Annotated in this window: 18 protein-coding genes and 1 tRNA gene; 5 read left to right on the top strand and 14 right to left on the bottom strand. The window is 29.1% G+C overall.

Going from position 1 to position 18768, the window contains the following annotated elements:
- Positions 1-57 precede the first annotated feature (57 nt).
- On the bottom strand, positions 58-675 hold the full coding sequence (locus BT151_RS09935; protein WP_245794781.1) for a Crp/Fnr family transcriptional regulator: 618 nt from the start codon (positions 673-675) through the stop codon (positions 58-60).
- Positions 676-768: 93 nt separating this feature from the next.
- On the opposite strand from BT151_RS09935, the gene BT151_RS09930 reads away from it, so the two are divergent.
- Positions 769-842 (top strand) — tRNA-Arg (locus tag BT151_RS09930).
- Positions 843-1005: 163 nt separating this feature from the next.
- Here the strand turns inward: BT151_RS09930 and BT151_RS09925 are convergent.
- The 3 genes from BT151_RS09925 to BT151_RS09915 are packed head-to-tail and all read right to left on the bottom strand — an operon-like array spanning position 1006 to position 4201.
- Positions 1006-2025, bottom strand: a complete 1020-nt coding sequence (locus BT151_RS09925) for a UDP-glucose--hexose-1-phosphate uridylyltransferase (protein ID WP_072401725.1) — start codon at positions 2023-2025, stop codon at positions 1006-1008.
- A 16-nt stretch (positions 2026-2041) separates the two neighbouring features.
- Positions 2042-3190: a galactokinase gene (gene galK, locus BT151_RS09920; protein ID WP_072401723.1), complete on the bottom strand. Its 1149-nt coding sequence runs from the start codon at positions 3188-3190 to the stop codon at positions 2042-2044.
- An 18-nt stretch (positions 3191-3208) separates the two neighbouring features.
- On the bottom strand, positions 3209-4201 hold the full coding sequence (locus tag BT151_RS09915; protein WP_317041229.1) for a GntR family transcriptional regulator: 993 nt from the start codon (positions 4199-4201) through the stop codon (positions 3209-3211).
- Positions 4202-4333: 132 nt separating this feature from the next.
- On the opposite strand from BT151_RS09915, the gene BT151_RS09910 reads away from it, so the two are divergent.
- The gene (locus BT151_RS09910; protein ID WP_072401720.1) at positions 4334-5980 is read left to right on the top strand and encodes a sodium/sugar symporter; all 1647 of its coding nucleotides are present in this window, start codon (positions 4334-4336) and stop codon (positions 5978-5980) included.
- Positions 5981-6005: 25 nt separating this feature from the next.
- A complete protein-coding gene (gene galE / locus BT151_RS09905) occupies positions 6006-7025 on the top strand; it encodes a UDP-glucose 4-epimerase GalE (protein ID WP_072401718.1) in 1020 nt (339 codons plus the stop codon).
- Positions 7026-7199: 174 nt separating this feature from the next.
- On the opposite strand, the gene BT151_RS09900 is transcribed toward galE, so the two are convergent.
- Positions 7200-7685 (bottom strand): YciE/YciF ferroxidase family protein, encoded by a 486-nt coding sequence (locus BT151_RS09900; RefSeq protein ID WP_072401716.1) that lies wholly within the window; start codon positions 7683-7685, stop codon positions 7200-7202.
- Positions 7686-8003: 318 nt separating this feature from the next.
- Between BT151_RS09900 and BT151_RS09895 the strand changes: the two genes are divergently transcribed.
- Positions 8004-9368, top strand: a complete 1365-nt coding sequence (locus BT151_RS09895; protein ID WP_072401714.1) for an NAD-dependent succinate-semialdehyde dehydrogenase — start codon at positions 8004-8006, stop codon at positions 9366-9368.
- Positions 9369-9371: 3 nt separating this feature from the next.
- Here the strand turns inward: BT151_RS09895 and BT151_RS09890 are convergent, their stop codons facing one another.
- Together BT151_RS09890 and BT151_RS09880 are read right to left on the bottom strand one after the other, a co-directional pair.
- Positions 9372-9740 carry a pyridoxamine 5'-phosphate oxidase family protein gene (locus BT151_RS09890; protein WP_072401712.1) on the bottom strand — a complete coding sequence of 123 codons (369 nt, stop codon included), beginning with the start codon at positions 9738-9740 and terminating at the stop codon, positions 9372-9374.
- A 533-nt stretch (positions 9741-10273) separates the two neighbouring features.
- The gene (locus tag BT151_RS09880) at positions 10274-10831 is read right to left on the bottom strand and encodes a type 1 glutamine amidotransferase domain-containing protein (protein ID WP_072401708.1); all 558 of its coding nucleotides are present in this window, start codon (positions 10829-10831) and stop codon (positions 10274-10276) included.
- Positions 10832-11128: 297 nt separating this feature from the next.
- Here BT151_RS09880 and BT151_RS09875 point away from each other — a divergent pair, with 297 nt between their 5' ends.
- Complete coding sequence (locus BT151_RS09875) at positions 11129-11581, top strand: arsenate reductase family protein (RefSeq protein WP_072401706.1); 453 nt, start codon at positions 11129-11131, stop codon at positions 11579-11581.
- Positions 11582-11740: 159 nt separating this feature from the next.
- Here BT151_RS09875 and BT151_RS09870 read toward each other — a convergent pair whose 3' ends face one another.
- The 7 genes from BT151_RS09870 to BT151_RS09840 form a co-directional block, all read right to left on the bottom strand.
- Positions 11741-12763 (bottom strand): helix-turn-helix domain-containing protein, encoded by a 1023-nt coding sequence (locus BT151_RS09870; RefSeq protein WP_072401704.1) that lies wholly within the window; start codon positions 12761-12763, stop codon positions 11741-11743.
- Between the two features lie 394 nt (positions 12764-13157).
- Positions 13158-15752 (bottom strand): ATP-binding protein, encoded by a 2595-nt coding sequence (locus BT151_RS09865; RefSeq protein ID WP_072401702.1) that lies wholly within the window; start codon positions 15750-15752, stop codon positions 13158-13160.
- 6 nt (positions 15753-15758) lie between these two features.
- Positions 15759-16205, bottom strand: a complete 447-nt coding sequence (locus BT151_RS09860) for a response regulator (protein ID WP_072401700.1) — start codon at positions 16203-16205, stop codon at positions 15759-15761.
- Between the two features lie 14 nt (positions 16206-16219).
- Complete coding sequence (locus tag BT151_RS09855) at positions 16220-16747, bottom strand: helix-turn-helix domain-containing protein (protein ID WP_245794779.1); 528 nt, start codon at positions 16745-16747, stop codon at positions 16220-16222.
- A 253-nt stretch (positions 16748-17000) separates the two neighbouring features.
- On the bottom strand, positions 17001-17342 hold the full coding sequence (locus BT151_RS09850; RefSeq protein WP_072401696.1) for a hypothetical protein: 342 nt from the start codon (positions 17340-17342) through the stop codon (positions 17001-17003).
- Positions 17343-17422: 80 nt separating this feature from the next.
- Complete coding sequence (locus tag BT151_RS09845) at positions 17423-18064, bottom strand: NADPH-dependent F420 reductase (protein ID WP_072401694.1); 642 nt, start codon at positions 18062-18064, stop codon at positions 17423-17425.
- Complete coding sequence (locus BT151_RS09840; RefSeq protein ID WP_072401692.1) at positions 18061-18681, bottom strand: nitroreductase family protein; 621 nt, start codon at positions 18679-18681, stop codon at positions 18061-18063. The genes BT151_RS09845 and BT151_RS09840 overlap by 4 nt, the downstream gene beginning before the upstream one ends.
- Positions 18682-18768 lie beyond the last annotated feature (87 nt).

The raw sequence follows: 18768 nt of genomic DNA, 5'->3' as shown, positions 1-18768 counted from the left end.
TTAAAGTGCAAATGTAAAGGGAATCTAATGTAGACTTTGTAATAAATGTTACATAGATTATAAAACTTGAATTTTATTTCGACTAAGTTTTATTTTATGCTCATTTTCTAACTGCTTTAATAGTCTGGAGATAACAACTCTAGATGTGTGTAAATCTTCAGAAATATCTTGATGTTTAATATGTAGGGTTTTGGAATCGTGTAGTTTAGTTTTGTTTATTAGATATTTATATAAACGTTCATCCATTTTCATAAATGCTATGCTATCAATAGCATCAAGCATTTCATCAAAACGAGTTTGATAACTTTCTAAAATAAAATTTCTCCAACTTTCATTATTATTGAACCATTTTTGCATGTTTAGAACAGGAATCATAACTAGGCTTGAATCTTTTTCAGCAACTGCTCTAATTTTACTTTTAGTAGTTCCCATACAGCAGGTAAGTGACATAGTACAGGTTTCACCAGCTTCTAAAAAATAAATAAGTAACTCGTTGCCTTCGGCGTCCTCGCGAAGTATTTTAATATTACCTTCTAATAATAATGGAATATGATTTAAAGGTTGATTAATGTCTATAATAATATCGTCTTTTTTGAATGTTCTTATATTGCCAACTTTTTTAATTTCCTCGATAAGATTGCTATCAAAAATATGATTAAATTTTTCTTGTATCATGGTTGTAGTCATATTCAAAAGTAATGAATTAGAAATTTGAAATAAAATTTGGTAGAGTTTTAATAAAAATAGTATATTTGCAGCCACAAAAAAGGCCTCGTGGCGCAACTGAATAGCGCACTTGATTACGGCTCAAGAGGTTACTGGTTTGAATCCAGTCGAGGTCACTAGTAAAATTAAAGCTTTCAAGAAATTGAAAGCTTTTTTGTTTTATGATTTGCCTATGATTTACAAATTAAGGGTCAAAGTTTTCTTAATTAAATAATATAGAATTTCAAAAATGATATTTGTTATAAAATAAAATGGTAATTTATTTGCTATAACTTTAGCTTATATAAGCTCTTTTAACTTATTACAAGCAATTTCTGCTGTAATATCTCTTTGAGGAGATCCAAACATTTCATAACCTACCATAAATTTCTTTACGGTGGCGCTTCTTAATAATGGTGGATAAAAACTCATGTGCCAATGCCAGTGGCTATTATCTTCACCATTTGTTGGAGCTTGATGGATGCCACTAGAATAAGGAAAAGAGGTTTTAAATAATTTATCGTAAGCTTTTGTTATAGTAGAAATAGCTTCTCCAAAAAGTAATGATTCATTCTCTTTTAATTCTAATATATTTAATTGATGTCTTTTGGGAACAATCATTGTTTCAAATGGCCAAATGGCCCAATAAGGAACAAGTACAACAAAGGCATCGTTTTCAAAAATAATACGCTCTTTTTTATTTAGTTCTTGTTTAAGATAATCACCTAAAAGACTTTTTTTATTTTTAAGATAGTAATCTAATTGATGTTTGTCTTTTTTTTCAACCTCATTAGGTAAGCTTGTTTGACTCCAAATTTGACCATGCGGATGCGGATTGCTACAACCCATCACAGCGCCCTTGTTTTCAAATATTTGAACATAATTAATCAAATCATTATCAGCAAGTTCTTTATATTCTTGTTGCCATGCAAAAATGACTTTTTCAATTTCTTTTGGAGCCATATCTGCTAAACTTTTTGAATGGTCTGGGCTAAAGCAAATAACTTTACAAATTCCTTGTTCGCTTTGGGCAGAAAGTAAACCATCTTCAACTTTAAAAACTTTAGAATTAGTTTGTAACGCCGCAAAATCATTTGTAAACACAAATACATCTTTATATTTAGGGTTTATTTCACCATTAATTCTTGTGTTTCCTGCACATAAGTAACAGTTGGGGTCATGTGAAGGTCTTGTCTCATTTGAAACCGATTCGTTTTGTCCTTGCCAAGGTCGTTTAGCACGATGTGGTGATACTAAAACCCATTCTCCAGTGAGAATATTTAGACGTTTATGAGAATAATCTTGTAGATCTGTATTCATTTTTTAGTTTAATTTTTTAATTTATAATATGAGTTCCTTGGGATAGCTCAACAGAATAAATTGAACAAGTTGTGTTAAATGTTTTTTCATAAGCTTCAGAAATAAAAGTTTTAAAAGACTCTGTTTCTGTCTTCTCTATTAAATTAATAGTGCAACCTCCAAAACCACCACCCATCATTCTTGCTCCTAAAATATGACCGTTCAGTTTGGCTTGAGTTACTAAAAAATCTAATTCAACACAACTTACTTTGTATTGATTTTGTAGACCATCATGAGAAGCATAAATGAGCTCGCCTAAGGTTTTTAAATCTCCAAGTTCCATGGCTTTTGAGGCTTGAATAGCTCTATTATTCTCTTGTATAACATATAAGGCTTTTTGATAGTTTTCTGGTGTTACCTGATCTTTAATCGTTTCCAAATCGTATTCAGTAGCATCACGAAGTGCTTTTACATTAAGTAAACTAGCTATGGATTCACAAACCGAACGCCTGTCATTATATGCACTATCAGAAAGGCTATGTTTTACATTGGTATTGATTAAAATAAGTTCATGATTTTTAAAATCAATTATAAAAGGTTTTGATTTTATTGTTCTACAATCAAGTAGTAATGCATTGTTTTCTATACCAAACATACTAGCGTATTGGTCCATGATACCACACTTCACTCCAACATAATTGTGTTCTGCTTTTTGAGAAATTAAAATCATATCATGTTTTGATAATCCTAAATCAAAAAGTTCATTGAGGCCAAAAACGACACTGTTCTCTAATGCAGCGGATGAGGACATACCAGAACCAGCAGGTATATCTCCACTAAAAGCAATATTGAAATTGCCAACAACTTTATTTCTGTTCTGTATTTCGGCTACAACACCCAATACATAATTTTCCCAGCTACCTTCAGATGATGGTTTAAGTTTGTCCAATTCAAACTCTATGCTTTCGTCCATGTCAATGGCATAAGCTGTAGATTTTTGAGTCTCACTTTTATTAAATGCAGCTATGATACCTTTATTTACGGCTGCAGGAAATACAAAACCATCATTATAATCGGTATGTTCACCAATAATATTAATTCTTCCTGGAGAGAATATCATTAATGGGTTAGTGCTAAATTTATTTATAAAGCTTTCCTTTACTTTACTAATTAATGCTGTATTCATTTTAGTTGTTTGTGATTTTTATAATGAACTTCTTAGGATTAAACTATTTACATTTTCTATTTGCAATTGGTCTTTATTAAGTATCATTTTTGCTAATTGTTTTCCCATTTTGTTGAAATCTGTAGAAATTGTAGTAATACCGCCTTCAACTATTTCTTTAAGCAGAGTATCATTATAAGAAATAATTCCAATGTCTTTTGAAAGGACTAATGCTTCTTCCTTAATTTTTTTGATAATTCTTAACAAGTTTTTATCATCAGGTATGACGTAAACTTCACCTTTGTTTAGAGTTCTGTTTTGTAAAGTGTCAATAACCTCATTTTCTATATTGTTAGTTTTGCAAAATTGGCTAAACCCTTTAAGAAGTCCTTTAGGTTGACGATCTTCAGAAAAAAGTAGAATTAATTTTTTGTAGTTTTTTATTAATGGTAATGCCTTACTAAGGTTGCTATAAATATCTTTTTCAAAGTTTTGGTATATGCCCGAATATCCAGATAATTCTGGGTGTGTTTGGTCTAGTATATATACCTTTTCCTTAGGTAATTTTTCTATGGCTAAATTTGTGTTTTTTAAATTAGCAGGCATTATTACATAATAGTTGTAAAAACCAATATTTTCATGAATCAATTTTGTAAACATATTATCATTAAAATGATGGAAATAGGTGTCAACTCTTATGTTTTCATCAAGATGATTTATAAAAGAACTATATAAATCTTCTTTAAAAGAATTAAGCTCATCAAATAATAAAAATACTTTTTGTACTACTTCTATGTTTTCATTTATAATATAATAACCCTTGCCAACAATTGATTGGATTATACCTCTTGTTTTTAGCTCGTTAAATGCCATTAAAACGGTGTCTCGTGAAAGTTTATGGCTGTCTCGAATGCTGTTTAATGATGGTAGTTGATCCCCTTTTTTTAAGGCACCAGAAGTTATAGCATCTTCAATAGATGATATAATTTGTTTGTACTTTGGAGTGCCTGTTTTTTTCTTGATGCGAATCATACTCATAGTGCAAACATACAAAAAAAATTCAAAAACAACCGGTAGGTACTAGTAGGTTTTAAAATGTTTTTATATATTTGAAAAATCATTGTTTTCAATGAAGTAAAAACTAACTAACTAAACTATTACTAAATGACAAATGGATTTGAATTTTGGGATTATGCTGTTTTTATAGCATATGCCGTATTGATTTTAGGTGTTGGACTATGGGTGTCTAGAGATAAAGAAGGGCATGAGAAAAATGCTGAAGATTACTTTTTAGCCAGTAAATCCTTGCCATGGTGGGCTATTGGTACCTCGTTAATAGCAGCAAATATTTCTGCCGAACAATTTATTGGCATGTCTGGATCTGGATTTGCATTAGGATTAGCCATAGCTTCTTACGAATGGATGGCAGCCATAACTTTAATTATTGTTGGAAAATATTTTCTACCCATTTTTATTGAAAAAGGGCTTTATACGATCCCTGAATTTGTTGAAAAAAGATTCTCAACAAATCTTAAAACCATTCTAGCCATATTTTGGATTGCACTTTATGTGTTTGTGAATTTGGCATCTGTATTGTATTTGGGAGGGTTGGCGATTGAAACCATTATGGGAATAGATATGATTTATGCCATTATTGGTTTAGCTCTATTTGCCGCGGCGTACTCACTTTATGGAGGTTTATCTGCTGTTGCTTGGACAGATGTTATACAGGTTGTGTTTTTGGTTTTAGGAGGGCTAGCAACAACATATTTAGCTTTAAATACGGTGTCTGGAGGAGAAGGCATGTTAGCTGGTTTTTCAAAGGTTGTAGATGCAGCTCCAGAAAAATTTCATATGATATTAGATGAATTTAATAATGATGGAAGTACCAACGCTAATTATTTAAACTTACCTGGTATTTGGGTGCTTATTGGAGGTTTATGGGTTGCCAATATTTATTATTGGGGTTTTAATCAATATATTATTCAAAGAACACTAGCTGCAAAATCTTTAAAAGAATCTCAAAAAGGTATTTTATTGGCAGCAGGTTTAAAAATCATTATTCCTTTAATTGTTGTAATACCAGGAATTGCTGCTTATGTTATGGTTAATGATCCTTCTATTATGGCAGGTCTAGGTGAAGCAGGGCAATTAAGTTTACCTTCTGCAGAACAAGCAGATAAGGCATATCCTTGGTTGCTACAATTTTTACCAACAGGATTAAAAGGTGTTGCATTTGCAGCATTAGCAGCAGCTATTGTTTCTTCTTTAGCTTCAATGTTAAACTCTACATCGACCATTTTTACAATGGATATTTATAAACAATACATAAATAAAAATGCAAGTGATAAAGCGACAGTAAATGTTGGTCGTATTTCGGCAGCTGTAGCTCTATTAATTGCTGTTGTTATGGCACCACTTTTAGGAGGTATAGATCAAGCTTTTCAATTTATACAAGAATGGACAGGTGTTGTTAGTCCTGGAATATTGGCTGTATTTATCTTAGGTTTATTTTGGAAGAAAACGACTAATAATGCTGCCATTTGGGGCGCGCTTTTGTCTATTCCAATCGCTTTATTGTTAAAGTATATTCCAATAGCAGCATTAGAGCCATGGATGCATCAAATGGGATTAACAGCAGTACTTACTATGTTGGTAATAGTTATTATAAGTTACCTTCAAAATAAAGGAGAGAATGATGAAAAAGGAATTACTTTATCTAAAGAATTATTTAAAACATCTCCTTTATTCAATATAGGATCTTTTGTTGTGTGTATTGTAACAGCTGTGTTGTATTGTTTGTTTTGGTAAATACATAATTAAATTATTAAAAGGAATGAAAGATAAAATTTTAGTGACTGGCGGATTAGGATTCATAGGCTCACATGTTGTAGTAGAACTTCAAAATGAAGGATTTGAAGTTGTTATTATAGATAATCTTTCAAATTCATCGAAAGATGTTTTAAAAGGGATTACCGCTATAACAGGAAAAGAACCAGCGTTTGAAAAATTTGATTTAAGAGATAAATCTTTAGTTATAGATTTTTTTAAAAGACATCATGATGTTATTGGGGTAATTCATTTTGCAGCTTCTAAAGCAGTTGGCGAAAGTGTAAATCTTCCTTTGTTATATTATGAAAACAATTTAAATACATTAATTTATATTTTACAAGAATTACAGAAAAATAAAAAGTCTAATTTTATTTTCAGTTCTTCTTGTACGGTTTATGGGCAGGCAGATTCACTTCCAATTACAGAATCTGCACCAGTAAAAGTAGCGGAATCTCCTTATGGTAATACTAAGCAAATAGGAGAGGAAATTATAAAAGACACTTGTAAAGTGTCAGAAAATTTAAAGGCCATTGCTTTAAGATATTTTAATCCAATTGGCGCACACGAATCTGTTAAAATTGGTGAACTACCAATAGGGACACCACAAAATCTAGTACCATTTATTACTCAAACAGGTATTGGATTGAGAGAACAACTTTCTGTTTTTGGGGATGATTATCCTACAAAAGATGGAACATGTGTTCGTGATTATATTCATGTAGTCGATTTGGCTAAGGCACACGTAGCAGCTTTAAAACGACTTATAAATAATGATAATTCTAGCAATTATGAGGAGTTTAATATAGGTACAGGAAAAGGCTCTACTGTATTAGAGGTTATTACAGCATTTGAAGAAGTTTCAAACCAGAAACTTAATTATAAAATAGTAGATAGAAGGGCAGGAGATGTAGTTGCGGCTTATGCTGAAACAACTAAAGCAAATAATGTTTTAGGCTGGAAAGCGAAATTAAGCTTAAAAGATGCGCTTTTATCTGCGTGGAAATGGGAGCAGAGTCTCAAATAGTGTGCTATTAATTATTGAAACTAAATTTTTAAAATTTCAATGTTTTGTAACAAGTAGTTTAAATCTAGTAAATATGAATTAAACTACTTGTTATAAACTTTTTTTATATAGAAAATCATGATTAAGATTTATTATCTCAATCATGACCTCAATTATTTTAAGATTATTTTCTAATTAAACCTTAGCCTTTTCGTTTAATCTGCCTTCAGCTAGTTTATCTAATTTGTTATCAGCATTATATTCTTCATTTAACGTTTTTTGCAATTTTGAGGCTATATCATTATGACCTAATTCTTTTGCGAAACGCACTGCTGTTCCATAACCAGATATTTCATAATGTTCAACACGCTGTGCTTCTGCAATTAATCCGGCATTCATAACATCTTTATCTTCTGCTTCATCAATAAAACTTTCTGCTTCTTTTATAAGTCCTTCCATCGCTTTGCACTTTTCTCCAGTTGGTTTTATATTTAATTCTTTGCATATTTCCTCCAATCGAGATTTTTGATTCTTAGTTTCCTCAAGATGACTTTCAAATGCGTTTTTAAGCTTTGAATCTGATGCATTTTTTACCATTTTTGGCAGTGCTACTACTAATTGACTTTCTGCACTGTATAAATCTTTTAATTGGTGTTCAAATAATTCTTTTAAATTTTTCATGTTTTTTGATTTTTACGTTTATATATATAGTAAAATTATTAAACCCTTGTTGAAGGTTTTAATCCATTAAAATTCTATTTTAACTCAAATAATTTATATTGAAATCCAGCTCATGGAAGCAAATTATATCTACAGAGCCTTTAGCTATAAACGCAATTTGTTTTTTGTTTAAAAGAGATTTACCATTACTTTTAAAGTGCTTATTTTTTAACTTTTGTACTTTAATTCTGATTACGTTAATATTTAAGGTTTTAAAGTTAATTGATAAACATAAAATAGTATTAATTAGATATCATAATTTTAACTAAAGACATAAAAATGACTGAAAAAATGAAATCTGTAAATCCATATAATCAAAAAATAATTAAATCTTATAATTTACATACACCACTTGAAATTGAAAATAAAGTAAAATTAGCTGAAGAAATTTTTACTATATGGAGAGAAAAAGAAATTAAAGAAAGAACAAAGTTGTTATCTAATGTCAGCAATTTATTAGAAGAACGTATTGATAGTTTAAGTAAACTTATTACACAAGAAATGGGAAAACCCATTAATGAAAGTATAGCCGAAATTAATAAATGTATATTTCTATGTGATTTTTATACACTTAATGCTGAAGATTTTTTAGCTGATCAAATTATAGAGACTGATGCTAAAGAAAGTTTTATTAGTTATGATCCTTTAGGAGTAATTTTAGCAATTATGCCATGGAACTATCCCTTTTGGCAAGTTTTTAGGTTTGCCGTACCAACATTAACAGCTGGTAACACAGCACTACTAAAACACGCTTCAAATGTAAGTGGTTGTGCATTGGCAATTCAAGAAATTTTTGAAGATGCAGGCTATCCAAAAGGATGCTTTCAAACACTAATTACAAATCATGATATAATAGAAAATATTTTAAAAAATGATATTATTAAAGCTGTTTCTTTAACCGGTAGTGAAAAAGCTGGAAGGCATATTGCAAAGATAGCTGGAGAATATCTTAAAAAAAGTGTGCTTGAACTTGGTGGTAATAATGCATGTATAGTATTAGATGACGCCAATTTAGAAAAGTATTTAGATACTATGGTTAAGGCGAGAATGCAAAATACAGGACAAAGTTGTATTGCTGCCAAACGCTTTATAGTTACAAAGGGAATCTATGATGAATTTGTTGAAAAATTCACAAAAAAAGTGAAAGATTTAAAATTTGGAAACCCAATTGAACAAGACACTAAAATAGGTCCTTTAGCACGCATAGAACTTGCAGAAAATTTAGAAAAACAAGTTAATGATGCTCTATTAAAAGGCGCAAAAGTTATTATAGGTAATAAACGAAATAAGGCTTATTATTCACCTACTATCCTCACTGAAGTGACTGAAGATATGACGGTTTTTACAGAAGAAACCTTTGGTCCGGTTGCACCAATACTAAAAGTAGATAATTTAGAGGAGGCTATAAAGATGGCAACAAATTCAAAATTTGGATTAGGAACCATGCTATTTACTGAAAATGTAGAACTAGCTTTACATGCTATCTCTAAAATACCAGATGGCGCTTTTTTTATTAATGATATGGTAAAGTCAGATCCAAGATTACCTTTTGGTGGTACTAAAGCTTCTGGTTATGGTAGAGAATTATCTAAAGAAGGTATTCATGAATTTATAAATAAAAAAACAGTATATATTAAAAAATAATAATTAAGAAATTTTATAAAGTTTCTTATTACCTAAATTAGATTTTTTTATAATTTTAAAAAACGAAACTAATTTTTTCTTTTTATTATTCCAATAATAGGCATATTCCATATTAACGTTTAATCGAGCCAAATTTGGGTCGTCTTTATCTTCAAACCAATTATGTAATAAAGATGAATCCCATATTTCATCTATTTTTTGCTTATTTGTAATATGTGTAGCGTTGCCAAAAATTGACATGTAGTTATAGTTTTTATCATCAGAATAAATAATTTGTATTTTATTGTTGTAACATATATCTACAAAGTTTTCATTTTTTTTTGAAGTGAAAAGCCAAAGACTACCTTGTTTGTCCATTTGCTGAACTTCCATTGGACATAAATCTAATGGTGTTTTATCTAATCGAATAAGCCATCATCTCAATTTTTGGTTCACTATCAATTATACGCCTAATCTTTTCTAAACCTTTTTTGTTTTGTGCATAATTTATAGTGTTCATCTTTAAATTATTTTTTGGGTTAACAATAATTTGTTTTTTATACCATGTGAACACGGCACTCTTGTGCACAAGCAGTACAAGATGCTGCACATGCCTTACAATGTTCATTGTCATGTTGTTGGCATTGTAAAGCACACCAATCACATATCTCCGCACATATTCTACAATATTTTTTCACAAAAGCACTATCTGCTACCATAAATTTTATACAAATTAAGCAGGCATCAACGCATTGCATGCAACAATTTGGACAATCATTTTTACTTTCTTTTCCCATCATTTCAGCAAGACATTTTTGACAATCAATCAAACATTGCTGGCAGGCTTCTATACAACTTTCATAACTACGTACCATTTTGTTTTTTTAGAATTAATATAAAATAAAGATTGAACCTTTTTTAAATATTTAAGCATGCTGCTCTTCATGTTTACCTTCACTTACTTCTTCTATAAGTTTTTTACAAAAAGCAGGAAGATCATTAGGGTTTCTGCTTGTTACTAAGCCATTATCAACAACAACTTCTTCATCCATCCAATTTGCTCCAGCATTTACAAGATCATCTTTAATACTTTTATATGATGTTATCTTTCGATTCTCGACAACACCTGCACTAATTAATAACCAAGGAGCATGACATATGGCTGCAACTGGCTTTCCACTTTTAAAAAAGTCTTGAATAAATTTTAAAGCAGCGTCATTAATACGCAAAGTATCTGGATTCATTACACCACCAGGAAGCACTAAAGCATTATAATCGCTTTCATTTACATCTTTAATTTTTTTATCAACTTTTACAGTTTTTCCCCAATTGGTCTTGTCCCAACTTTTAATTTCTCCATCCTTATTTGAAATTATATGAACTGTGGCTCCTTCATTTTTTAAAGCTTCCAATGGTTTGAACAATTCTGATTTCTCAAAGCCATCAGTTGCTAGAATTGCAATTTTTTTACTTTCAAGTTTCATTTTTTCTGTTTTAAATAATTAATAATCTTTAGTAAAATTAATAGACTAGTAGATAATGTATTTGCTCTAAAACAGAATTTTTTAACGGTATTGAAGAAATAGCAAATTTTTTGATTTTGAAGTATTTACAGATGTAAGCGTCTATTTAGTATTAAATATGATTTGAGTTAATCAATTTTTTTTTAGCATTAATTCTTTCCCTAAAAGATATTTAATTTAAGCGTAGTTTATAGCAAGACATTGTAAACAGTACTTGTTAGATAGTTTAAAACCTTTAATTAATTTAAAAATAAAATCATGACAATATTAGCACGAGATAAAAAACAACTTACCTATATATACAGTTCATTTTCGCATCTAGGAAAACAAGTTTTAGGATATGTAGAAGGTATAGATAAAAAAGTAGAGGTTATAGATATTGCCAAGCAAAACTTAGGAGATACTATTTGGGTAGAAATTGCAGAAAATTTAGGTTTACCTATTTCAAATCTTATTACTACTGAAAATGATTATGTTTCTAGTATTGGAAATACTAATGATTTTAATACAGATGATTGGCTTAAAATTATAAATAAAAACCCCAAGCTTTTGCAAAAACCTATAGCAATAAAAGGAGAGGAAGCAATGTTGATAACTCATAGGTCTGATATTCTAAAGTTTTTTGGAGTAGATTCTGCTGGCCTGGAAAAGGGTTTAAATGGAGAACCTCCAACTATTTCTTCAACAACAAAGGATGAAAATTTCATATAAAAGTTAATACATATTCATTATATAAAAGTGAATTTTTAACTTTTAACTACATTAAAAAAAAAAATCTTATTAAAAACACAAAAAAACCACAATGAATTTTATATTCATTGTGGGTTTTGCTTATTGTACCTAATAGTGGTAATCAATAAAGCGTTTAGTTTATGCTGAAATTAAAGCTGTTTTTTGAGCACTCATGTATTTACTTGGACTACAATTATATTTTTCTCTAAAAATTTTAGAAAAGTAACTTCTGCTTGTAAATCCAATACTATAAACTACTTCAGAAATATTCATATCAGTTTCTTTTATAAACTCTTCAGCTTTTTGAATACGAAGTTCTCTAATATAATGTATAACTGTGCACCCATGCATCAATTTAAAACCTTCTTGGAGTTTTGATGGAGAAATACCAAATTCTGAGCACAATTGTGTAATTGATATTTGCGTATCGAATTTATTCTTTATAAATATAGTTACTTGTTTAATTATTTCTATTTCTCTTGATAATAATGAGCCTAATTGGTTATCACGATGTATTGCATCATTACCATGTTGTTGTATTTCTAATGCCAATATAACATGTACTAGGCCGTTTATTAAAAGGCTTCTTACAATACCAACTTCTTTAATGGTGTTTATTTGGTGTATTTTTTCAGCAATCTTTAAATTTTGTGAACCTATGTATATGAAATTTTCTAAAGCATCTTCTTTGAAAAAAGTTTTATTTAGTTTGTTTTTTAATCTGTTATTTTTAGATTTTATTTCTTCATTATGTACACTAATTATTGTTAGCTTAATGCTTTCGTCTTTTTTTAAATATAGAATATTTTCATCGTTGAGAGGACTAGTTAAAATGCCTGTTTGAAAACTTTTTAATGTATTTTTCTTTCCTTCAATTCCAAAACTATGTTCAAGACTTCCTTTAGAACAATAAGTAAAATATATAGGTTTTTTATCTGTTTTTTTAATTGATAACATAATATTCTCAAAAAAAGTCATGTCAAATTCTATATAAGATATTCCATCTGAAAGAGAAACACCTTGAATTTCACCTTTACCAATTTCATTTTCTATTTCTAAAATATATTCATTGTATTTTTTTGTAATTGAGCCTCCAAAACTTAGTCTTAACTGTTTAAACATGGCTTCGATAGTATCTGTGTTTAAATTTGTTGTTTTCATTTTTACTTTATTTAAGTTAATAGCTAGGTTATTTTATTCCTTTTATTTTTAATAAATAATCGTCCTTTGAGCAACAAAAACCACTAAAGTCAAAAAAAACAATGTAAATTTTTCCTGAGATTCAGCACAAACGCTTCACTACGATAGTTAATATTATTTTGAGGTTTTTTTGTTAAAAGAACATGTTTTAAGAATAATATAAATGTAGGTACAGATCGTATTAAGAATATTATACAACTTTTGGTTTATGTTATATAACTTTTAGTTTTTGGGGAAGGTTTTGTTAAAAAAAACACAAAACCCAAAAGCACAGTAGATTTTAAGTAAATTTAGGATATAAAATGAGTTAAAATAAGAGATTGAAAATTACTAGTTTTAAAGTTTTAAACTGTAATTAAGCGGGTAGATAAATAATGAATTCTGCACCAACACCAGCAGTTCCATCAGCTAGAATATAGCCATTATGATTTTCTGCAATTTTTTTACATATTGCTAAACCAATACCTGTTCCAGAATATTCTGTTTTTTGGTGGAGTCTTTGGAATACTTCGAAAATTTTTTCGGCATGTTCAGAGTCAAAACCAATACCATTGTCTATAAAAGAAATTTTATGATAGTATTTGGTAGATTTTAGAATGTCTTCTGGCATTTTAGATGCATGAACTTGTTCATACTTTATATGAATTTTAGGTGTTTTATTTGTGTCTGTGAATTTTAAAGCATTAGAAATTAAGTTGGTAAATAATTGTTCCATTTGAAAAATAACACCTTTGATTTTTGGAAGTTTATCTGCTAATATTTCTGCTTCTGCATCTTTAATACGGGTTGTTAAATCTTCTCTTACCTTATCTAGTACGTTATTTAAATCAACTTTTTCAAAATCTTTTTTACTACTGTCTATTCTTGAATAGGCTAATAAATTTTGAATGAGAGATTGCATGCGCTTTACCGCATTTGTTACTTTTTCAAAATATTCGCTACTCTTACTAGAAAGTTGTTTGCCCTCGCTATCTTCTATTCGTGAAATAAACAGCTGTATCTTTCGTAAAGGTTCTTGTAAATCATGACTAGCAACACGATTAAAAGATTCTAATTCGGCATTGGTATATTTTAATTCTAGATTACTTTTTAGTAACTCTTTCTCTGCTTCTATTGTGTGGGTTACATCTTGTGCCACAACAATCATAAAGGTTTTGTTATTTTCGTTTATAAATTTTCCGTTAGTTTTAAAATGCTTTACTTTTCCTTGTTTGGTTATAATACGATAGATGTACTCATTAGTTTTTAAAGTTTTAATAGACTCATTTGAATTTTTTTCAAAAAGATCAATATCCTCAGGATGTATAAAGTCTTTAAATTTTATGAGAGAAGGCTCAAAACCATTTGGTTCATAACCTAACATACGATATAAATTATCTGAAACTTCAGAAGTATTAGTATCCATAAACCAAAGAAAACTACCTATTTCTGCAATACGTTCGGCATCTGTTAAAATGGAATTCTGAATAATGAGGTCTTCGTTTAATTTTAATAATTGATGTGCTTTTTTCTTTTCTTCAGTTATTTCTCTGGTTGTTATAGTAACCCCGTTATTTAGTTTAATAGCTGTAGAATGAAACCATCGCTCTAAACCATTTTCATAATAAGGAATTTCATATTCTAAAGTTTTATCATTTTCTATAACATCTACCAAATATTCAAAAACTCCCGATTCAAATATTTCAGGGTACACCTTAGATGTTTTTTTGTTTTTTATTTCCTTTGGAAAATCTCCTGTAACAGGATTAACTCGGTCGTTAACAAATAGTATCTCGAAATCAATAATTTTCCCATCTTCTCCTCTAATACTCTTAAAATGCATGACTACATGTGAAATGCTTTTAAAAATATTTCCCAAAAAAGCACGGTTATCGAGTAATTCTAAATTTTGGTTTTCTAATCGTTTTTTAAATGCTAACTGTACTCTTTTGGCTTCTTCTTCTATAGTTGAGTTTCGGGTAGTTTGTAAAACACCTTCACCTAATGGAGTTGCAAAGGAATGAAACCACATTTTTTTATCTTCTACAGTTACTTGTCTATCAAAAATAACTTTTGTTTTTTCATTATAGCATTTTAGTAATTCTTCTAATTTACCATTAGCCAAAAGAAAAGGAAATGTTTTTGATACTGATTTTCCCATAATATCATTTGGTTCAAGCCCTAAATAATCACGATTACAGTCGTTTGCATACACAATATTGAAATCTATTATTTTATTATCGCTATCAAAAATTGGTTCGTAATAATTTATAATGTTATCTGTAGTTGCTAGTATGTTTCTTAAAAATGCTTCAGATTCTCGAATTCTTCGTTTATTCTGGTATATTTTTATAAATGAAAGAACAAATATAAATAGTGCGAAAAAGCCAAGTAATAATGATGTTAAAGGGGCTAGAAATTTATGTGAAGCATAATTTGCTTTTCTTTCTTGTAACAAGCCTTTTTCTTCTAAAAGCATTTTATTCCTAAGGATAAGAATATTATTTAAAGTGGCGTTTATTTTTGATTTATGTGATTCGCTAAGTTCAAAAGAGTCTTGATCTTTTTCCGGGACAATTGCATCTAAAACAAGGAGTTCACTATATAATTTTTTTAATAAACCCTTTAATGGTTTTAAACGTAATTGTTGTAAAGGATTATCAATGGTCAAAATATTTAGGCTATCCATTATGGCCTTTCCTTCTAATTTGTATTTTTCAAAAGCAACGCTAGAATTACCTTTCTTTAATAACATTTCTCTAAATTCTTCAGAATCAGCTTGAGAATAATGGTATGAAAGATTACCTATGGCATTATAAACTTCTAGCGTGTGTGTTATCATTTCTGCAGATTTCTGCATACGCATAATCTGCCTGTATGCTATAGTTGCTGTAAATAAAAGCAAGACAATAGCAGCAACCAATAATATGATATACTTCTTTGAAGAGGTATGAACACGTTTAAATTCCATAATAATTTAGATACGGAAGAGAAAGGTATCTTTATTCAAATTGGAAGTGTGATACTGCCAATTTAGTTGTAGAACTTTCTCTACCACTTCTCGCAATTTACTAAAGTTAGTGGGCTTATTTACATAAATATTTGCCCCATTTAAAAAAGTTTCTTCAATATCTCTTTCTGATGAGGATGTTGAATATATGGCCACACATAAATCTTGTAGCATAGGATTACTTCGTATTTCAATTAAACATTGTGTGCCATTTTTTATAGGCATATTAAGATCTAAAAATATAAGATTTGGAAGAATAATATTGGGTAATGTAAGATAATCCATGAGTTGTTGACCGTGATTAAAAATCGATAATTTTGTTCGAATATTAATTTCGTCTATGGCTTCCTTAAATAGCATTCTATCATCTTCATCATCATCAGCTAAAACAATATTCAACAGTTTATTAGTCATATTTTTATATTATTTTATTTGATGTTAGGAATTAAGTTTTTCTTCTTTTTCATAATATTTTGAAAGGAGCTAGGAGTAAGCCCAGTTGTTTTTTTAAATTGCCCAGATAAATGAGCGACGCTACTATAATTTAATTTAAAAGCAATTTCAGTTAAAGTTAAATTGGTATTGCACAAATAATCTTTTACTAAATCTACTTTTCTAAGAATTGTATAATTTTCAATAGATGTATAAGTGCTTTCTGAAAAAATAGACGATAAATGAGTATAAGAATAATTTAAAGTATCAGATAAATATGTTGAAAGTTTTAAGGGTTTATTTTCGTTATCTTTTAACATTTCATCAATAGCATTTTTAATGCGTTCAACTAAAGTTAATTTCTGGTTTGTTAAAATTTCTATGCCATATTTCTTTAAAGAATCTGACAATTTTTTTTTCTTTTCTTGCGACAATTTTTCTTTAATATAAACCTCTCCAACACCTGTTAGTGTATATGAGATGTCTAAAGCGTCAAGATGTTCTTTTAAAAAAGTCTTGCACATTAAATTTAAATTATATTTCACAAATAGGATCATTTAAATCAAGACTTTTATGAGATTAAATATATATATGTAATATATAAGAATTATTCTATAAAAAAATAATTTTATTCTTTTAAATTAAGTGAAATACAAGAATCTTTATTTTGAATTTAAAAAACCAAAACATCTAATAAATAATCTCATCTTACTTTTTATTAAAATGAAAAGTAAGATGAGATTATTGACATTTTACTAAGGCTTAACTTAGTTAATTTTAGCTATTTTGATTGATATTTTTATCATTAGAAATATTTGATTTAGGTATTTTTTTGAAGAATTCTGCTGTATTAAAATCTGCACTTGGTCCATATCCCAATAAAAAAGTGCCTTTTTCATTTTGATTAGTTTCAATTACGTATAGTATCGACATATCTGAAGGATTACTCATGCCTTCATACCTATGTTGTGCAACTATTCTAATATCTTCAGGTAAGTATTTATTTTTAGTTTCACTATTTATTAGTTTTTCATTTTCAAAGTGGAAGTTAGAAACATACCCCTGTTTTTCATAAATTCTTATATAATCCTTTTCGTGTTTTGCTAATTCGTCTTCCATGGTCTTATTTTTAATGATTTATATCTTTTGTTTTTAATTATTAATAGATAGTTAAATGAGAAATAAAATTCCTTACTCGCTTAATATCTTCTAATTGAATCTACTAATTCTTTTAAATTATTGCGTTTTAAAGACTTTCCATAAATTGCTTTATCTGGATCCATAATATTGGTATCACTTAGGTTGCCAATATATAAAGCATCAAAACCTATGTCTTCTATAAGTTGTTTACCAATTTCCATACTGTCTAAATCTTGTGTTGCATAAGGAATTGTTAATTTATTACTAGTTCGAAACGCATTGTTTTGTAAATGTTCTGCTTTTATGGTGTTGAAAGCTTTTATAGTTTTAGCTGTTCCAAATTTCATTGCTGTGTATTCTGAAGCATTATAATTTGCATCTCTAACATTCTTAGCTAGGTCTCCATCCCTTTCTGGATATGGATTAGTTGCATCTATTATAATTGTATTACTGTAATCATCTGCATAAAGTTCTGATATTTCATCAATTGCTTTAAATGGCATTGATAATAGGTATACATCTGCATTTTCCTTAAATGTATCTGAGATACTTAATGCTTTTGTGTTTTCTCCAGCTTCTTTAACTAATTTACTTAGCTTCTCTGGGTGTCTAGAACTAAACAATACTTTATGTCCAGCTTTAGCCCAAAGTTTTCCTAAATTGCCTCCTATTTTTCCACTTCCTATAATTCCTATTTTCATAATTTTTTATTTTCTTTATTCCATACTTCTTTGTAGGCAAAATGTTCATATGGCATTCTTTCTCGTTTTGCTGTTTCTTGTTCTTGTAAATCTTTTGATAAATCATCCAAAATGCCACCGTAATAACCTACCGCAATAGCTGTTGTTACATGAAACCCATCAGGCACTTCAAAAACATTTTGAGCACCTTTCCAGTCTACGCCAGCCATATGATGTAAGCCAATACCCATGTATTGTGCTTGAACCGTCATGCTTCCTAAACAGAGACCTAAATCATGTAAAGCATGAAAATTTTGTTTTCCATCATCTGTGTTTTCCTTGTAAGCTGTTAACATTAAAAGAGGAGCATTATTTGCCCACTTTTTATTGAAATCGCTTAAGCAATTAAAAATAGATTTATATGCATCTGTATCTTTTTCAGCATAAATAAAACGCCAGGGTTGTATGTTATTTGAACTTGCAGACCATCTAATAGCTTCAAAAAGCTGTTTTAAATGACCTTTTTCAATTTTCTTTTTTTTAAAAATTCTTGGACTATATCTTTGTTTTAAAAGCGCAAATATTTCGGTTTCAGTATCCGCAATATTTTCTAATCTTATTTGTTCTCCTTGATTCATAGGTCTTCATTATTTTTAATTTAACTAATACATTTTGAATTTATTAGCATTTTGTAGTTGTTTTTTTTTGATACAAATTACTTCTTT

Source organism: Flaviramulus basaltis (genome assembly GCF_900114265.1).
GTDB classification, from domain to species: domain Bacteria; phylum Bacteroidota; class Bacteroidia; order Flavobacteriales; family Flavobacteriaceae; genus Flaviramulus; species Flaviramulus basaltis.
This window is presented reverse-complemented; position numbering and strand designations above follow the sequence as displayed.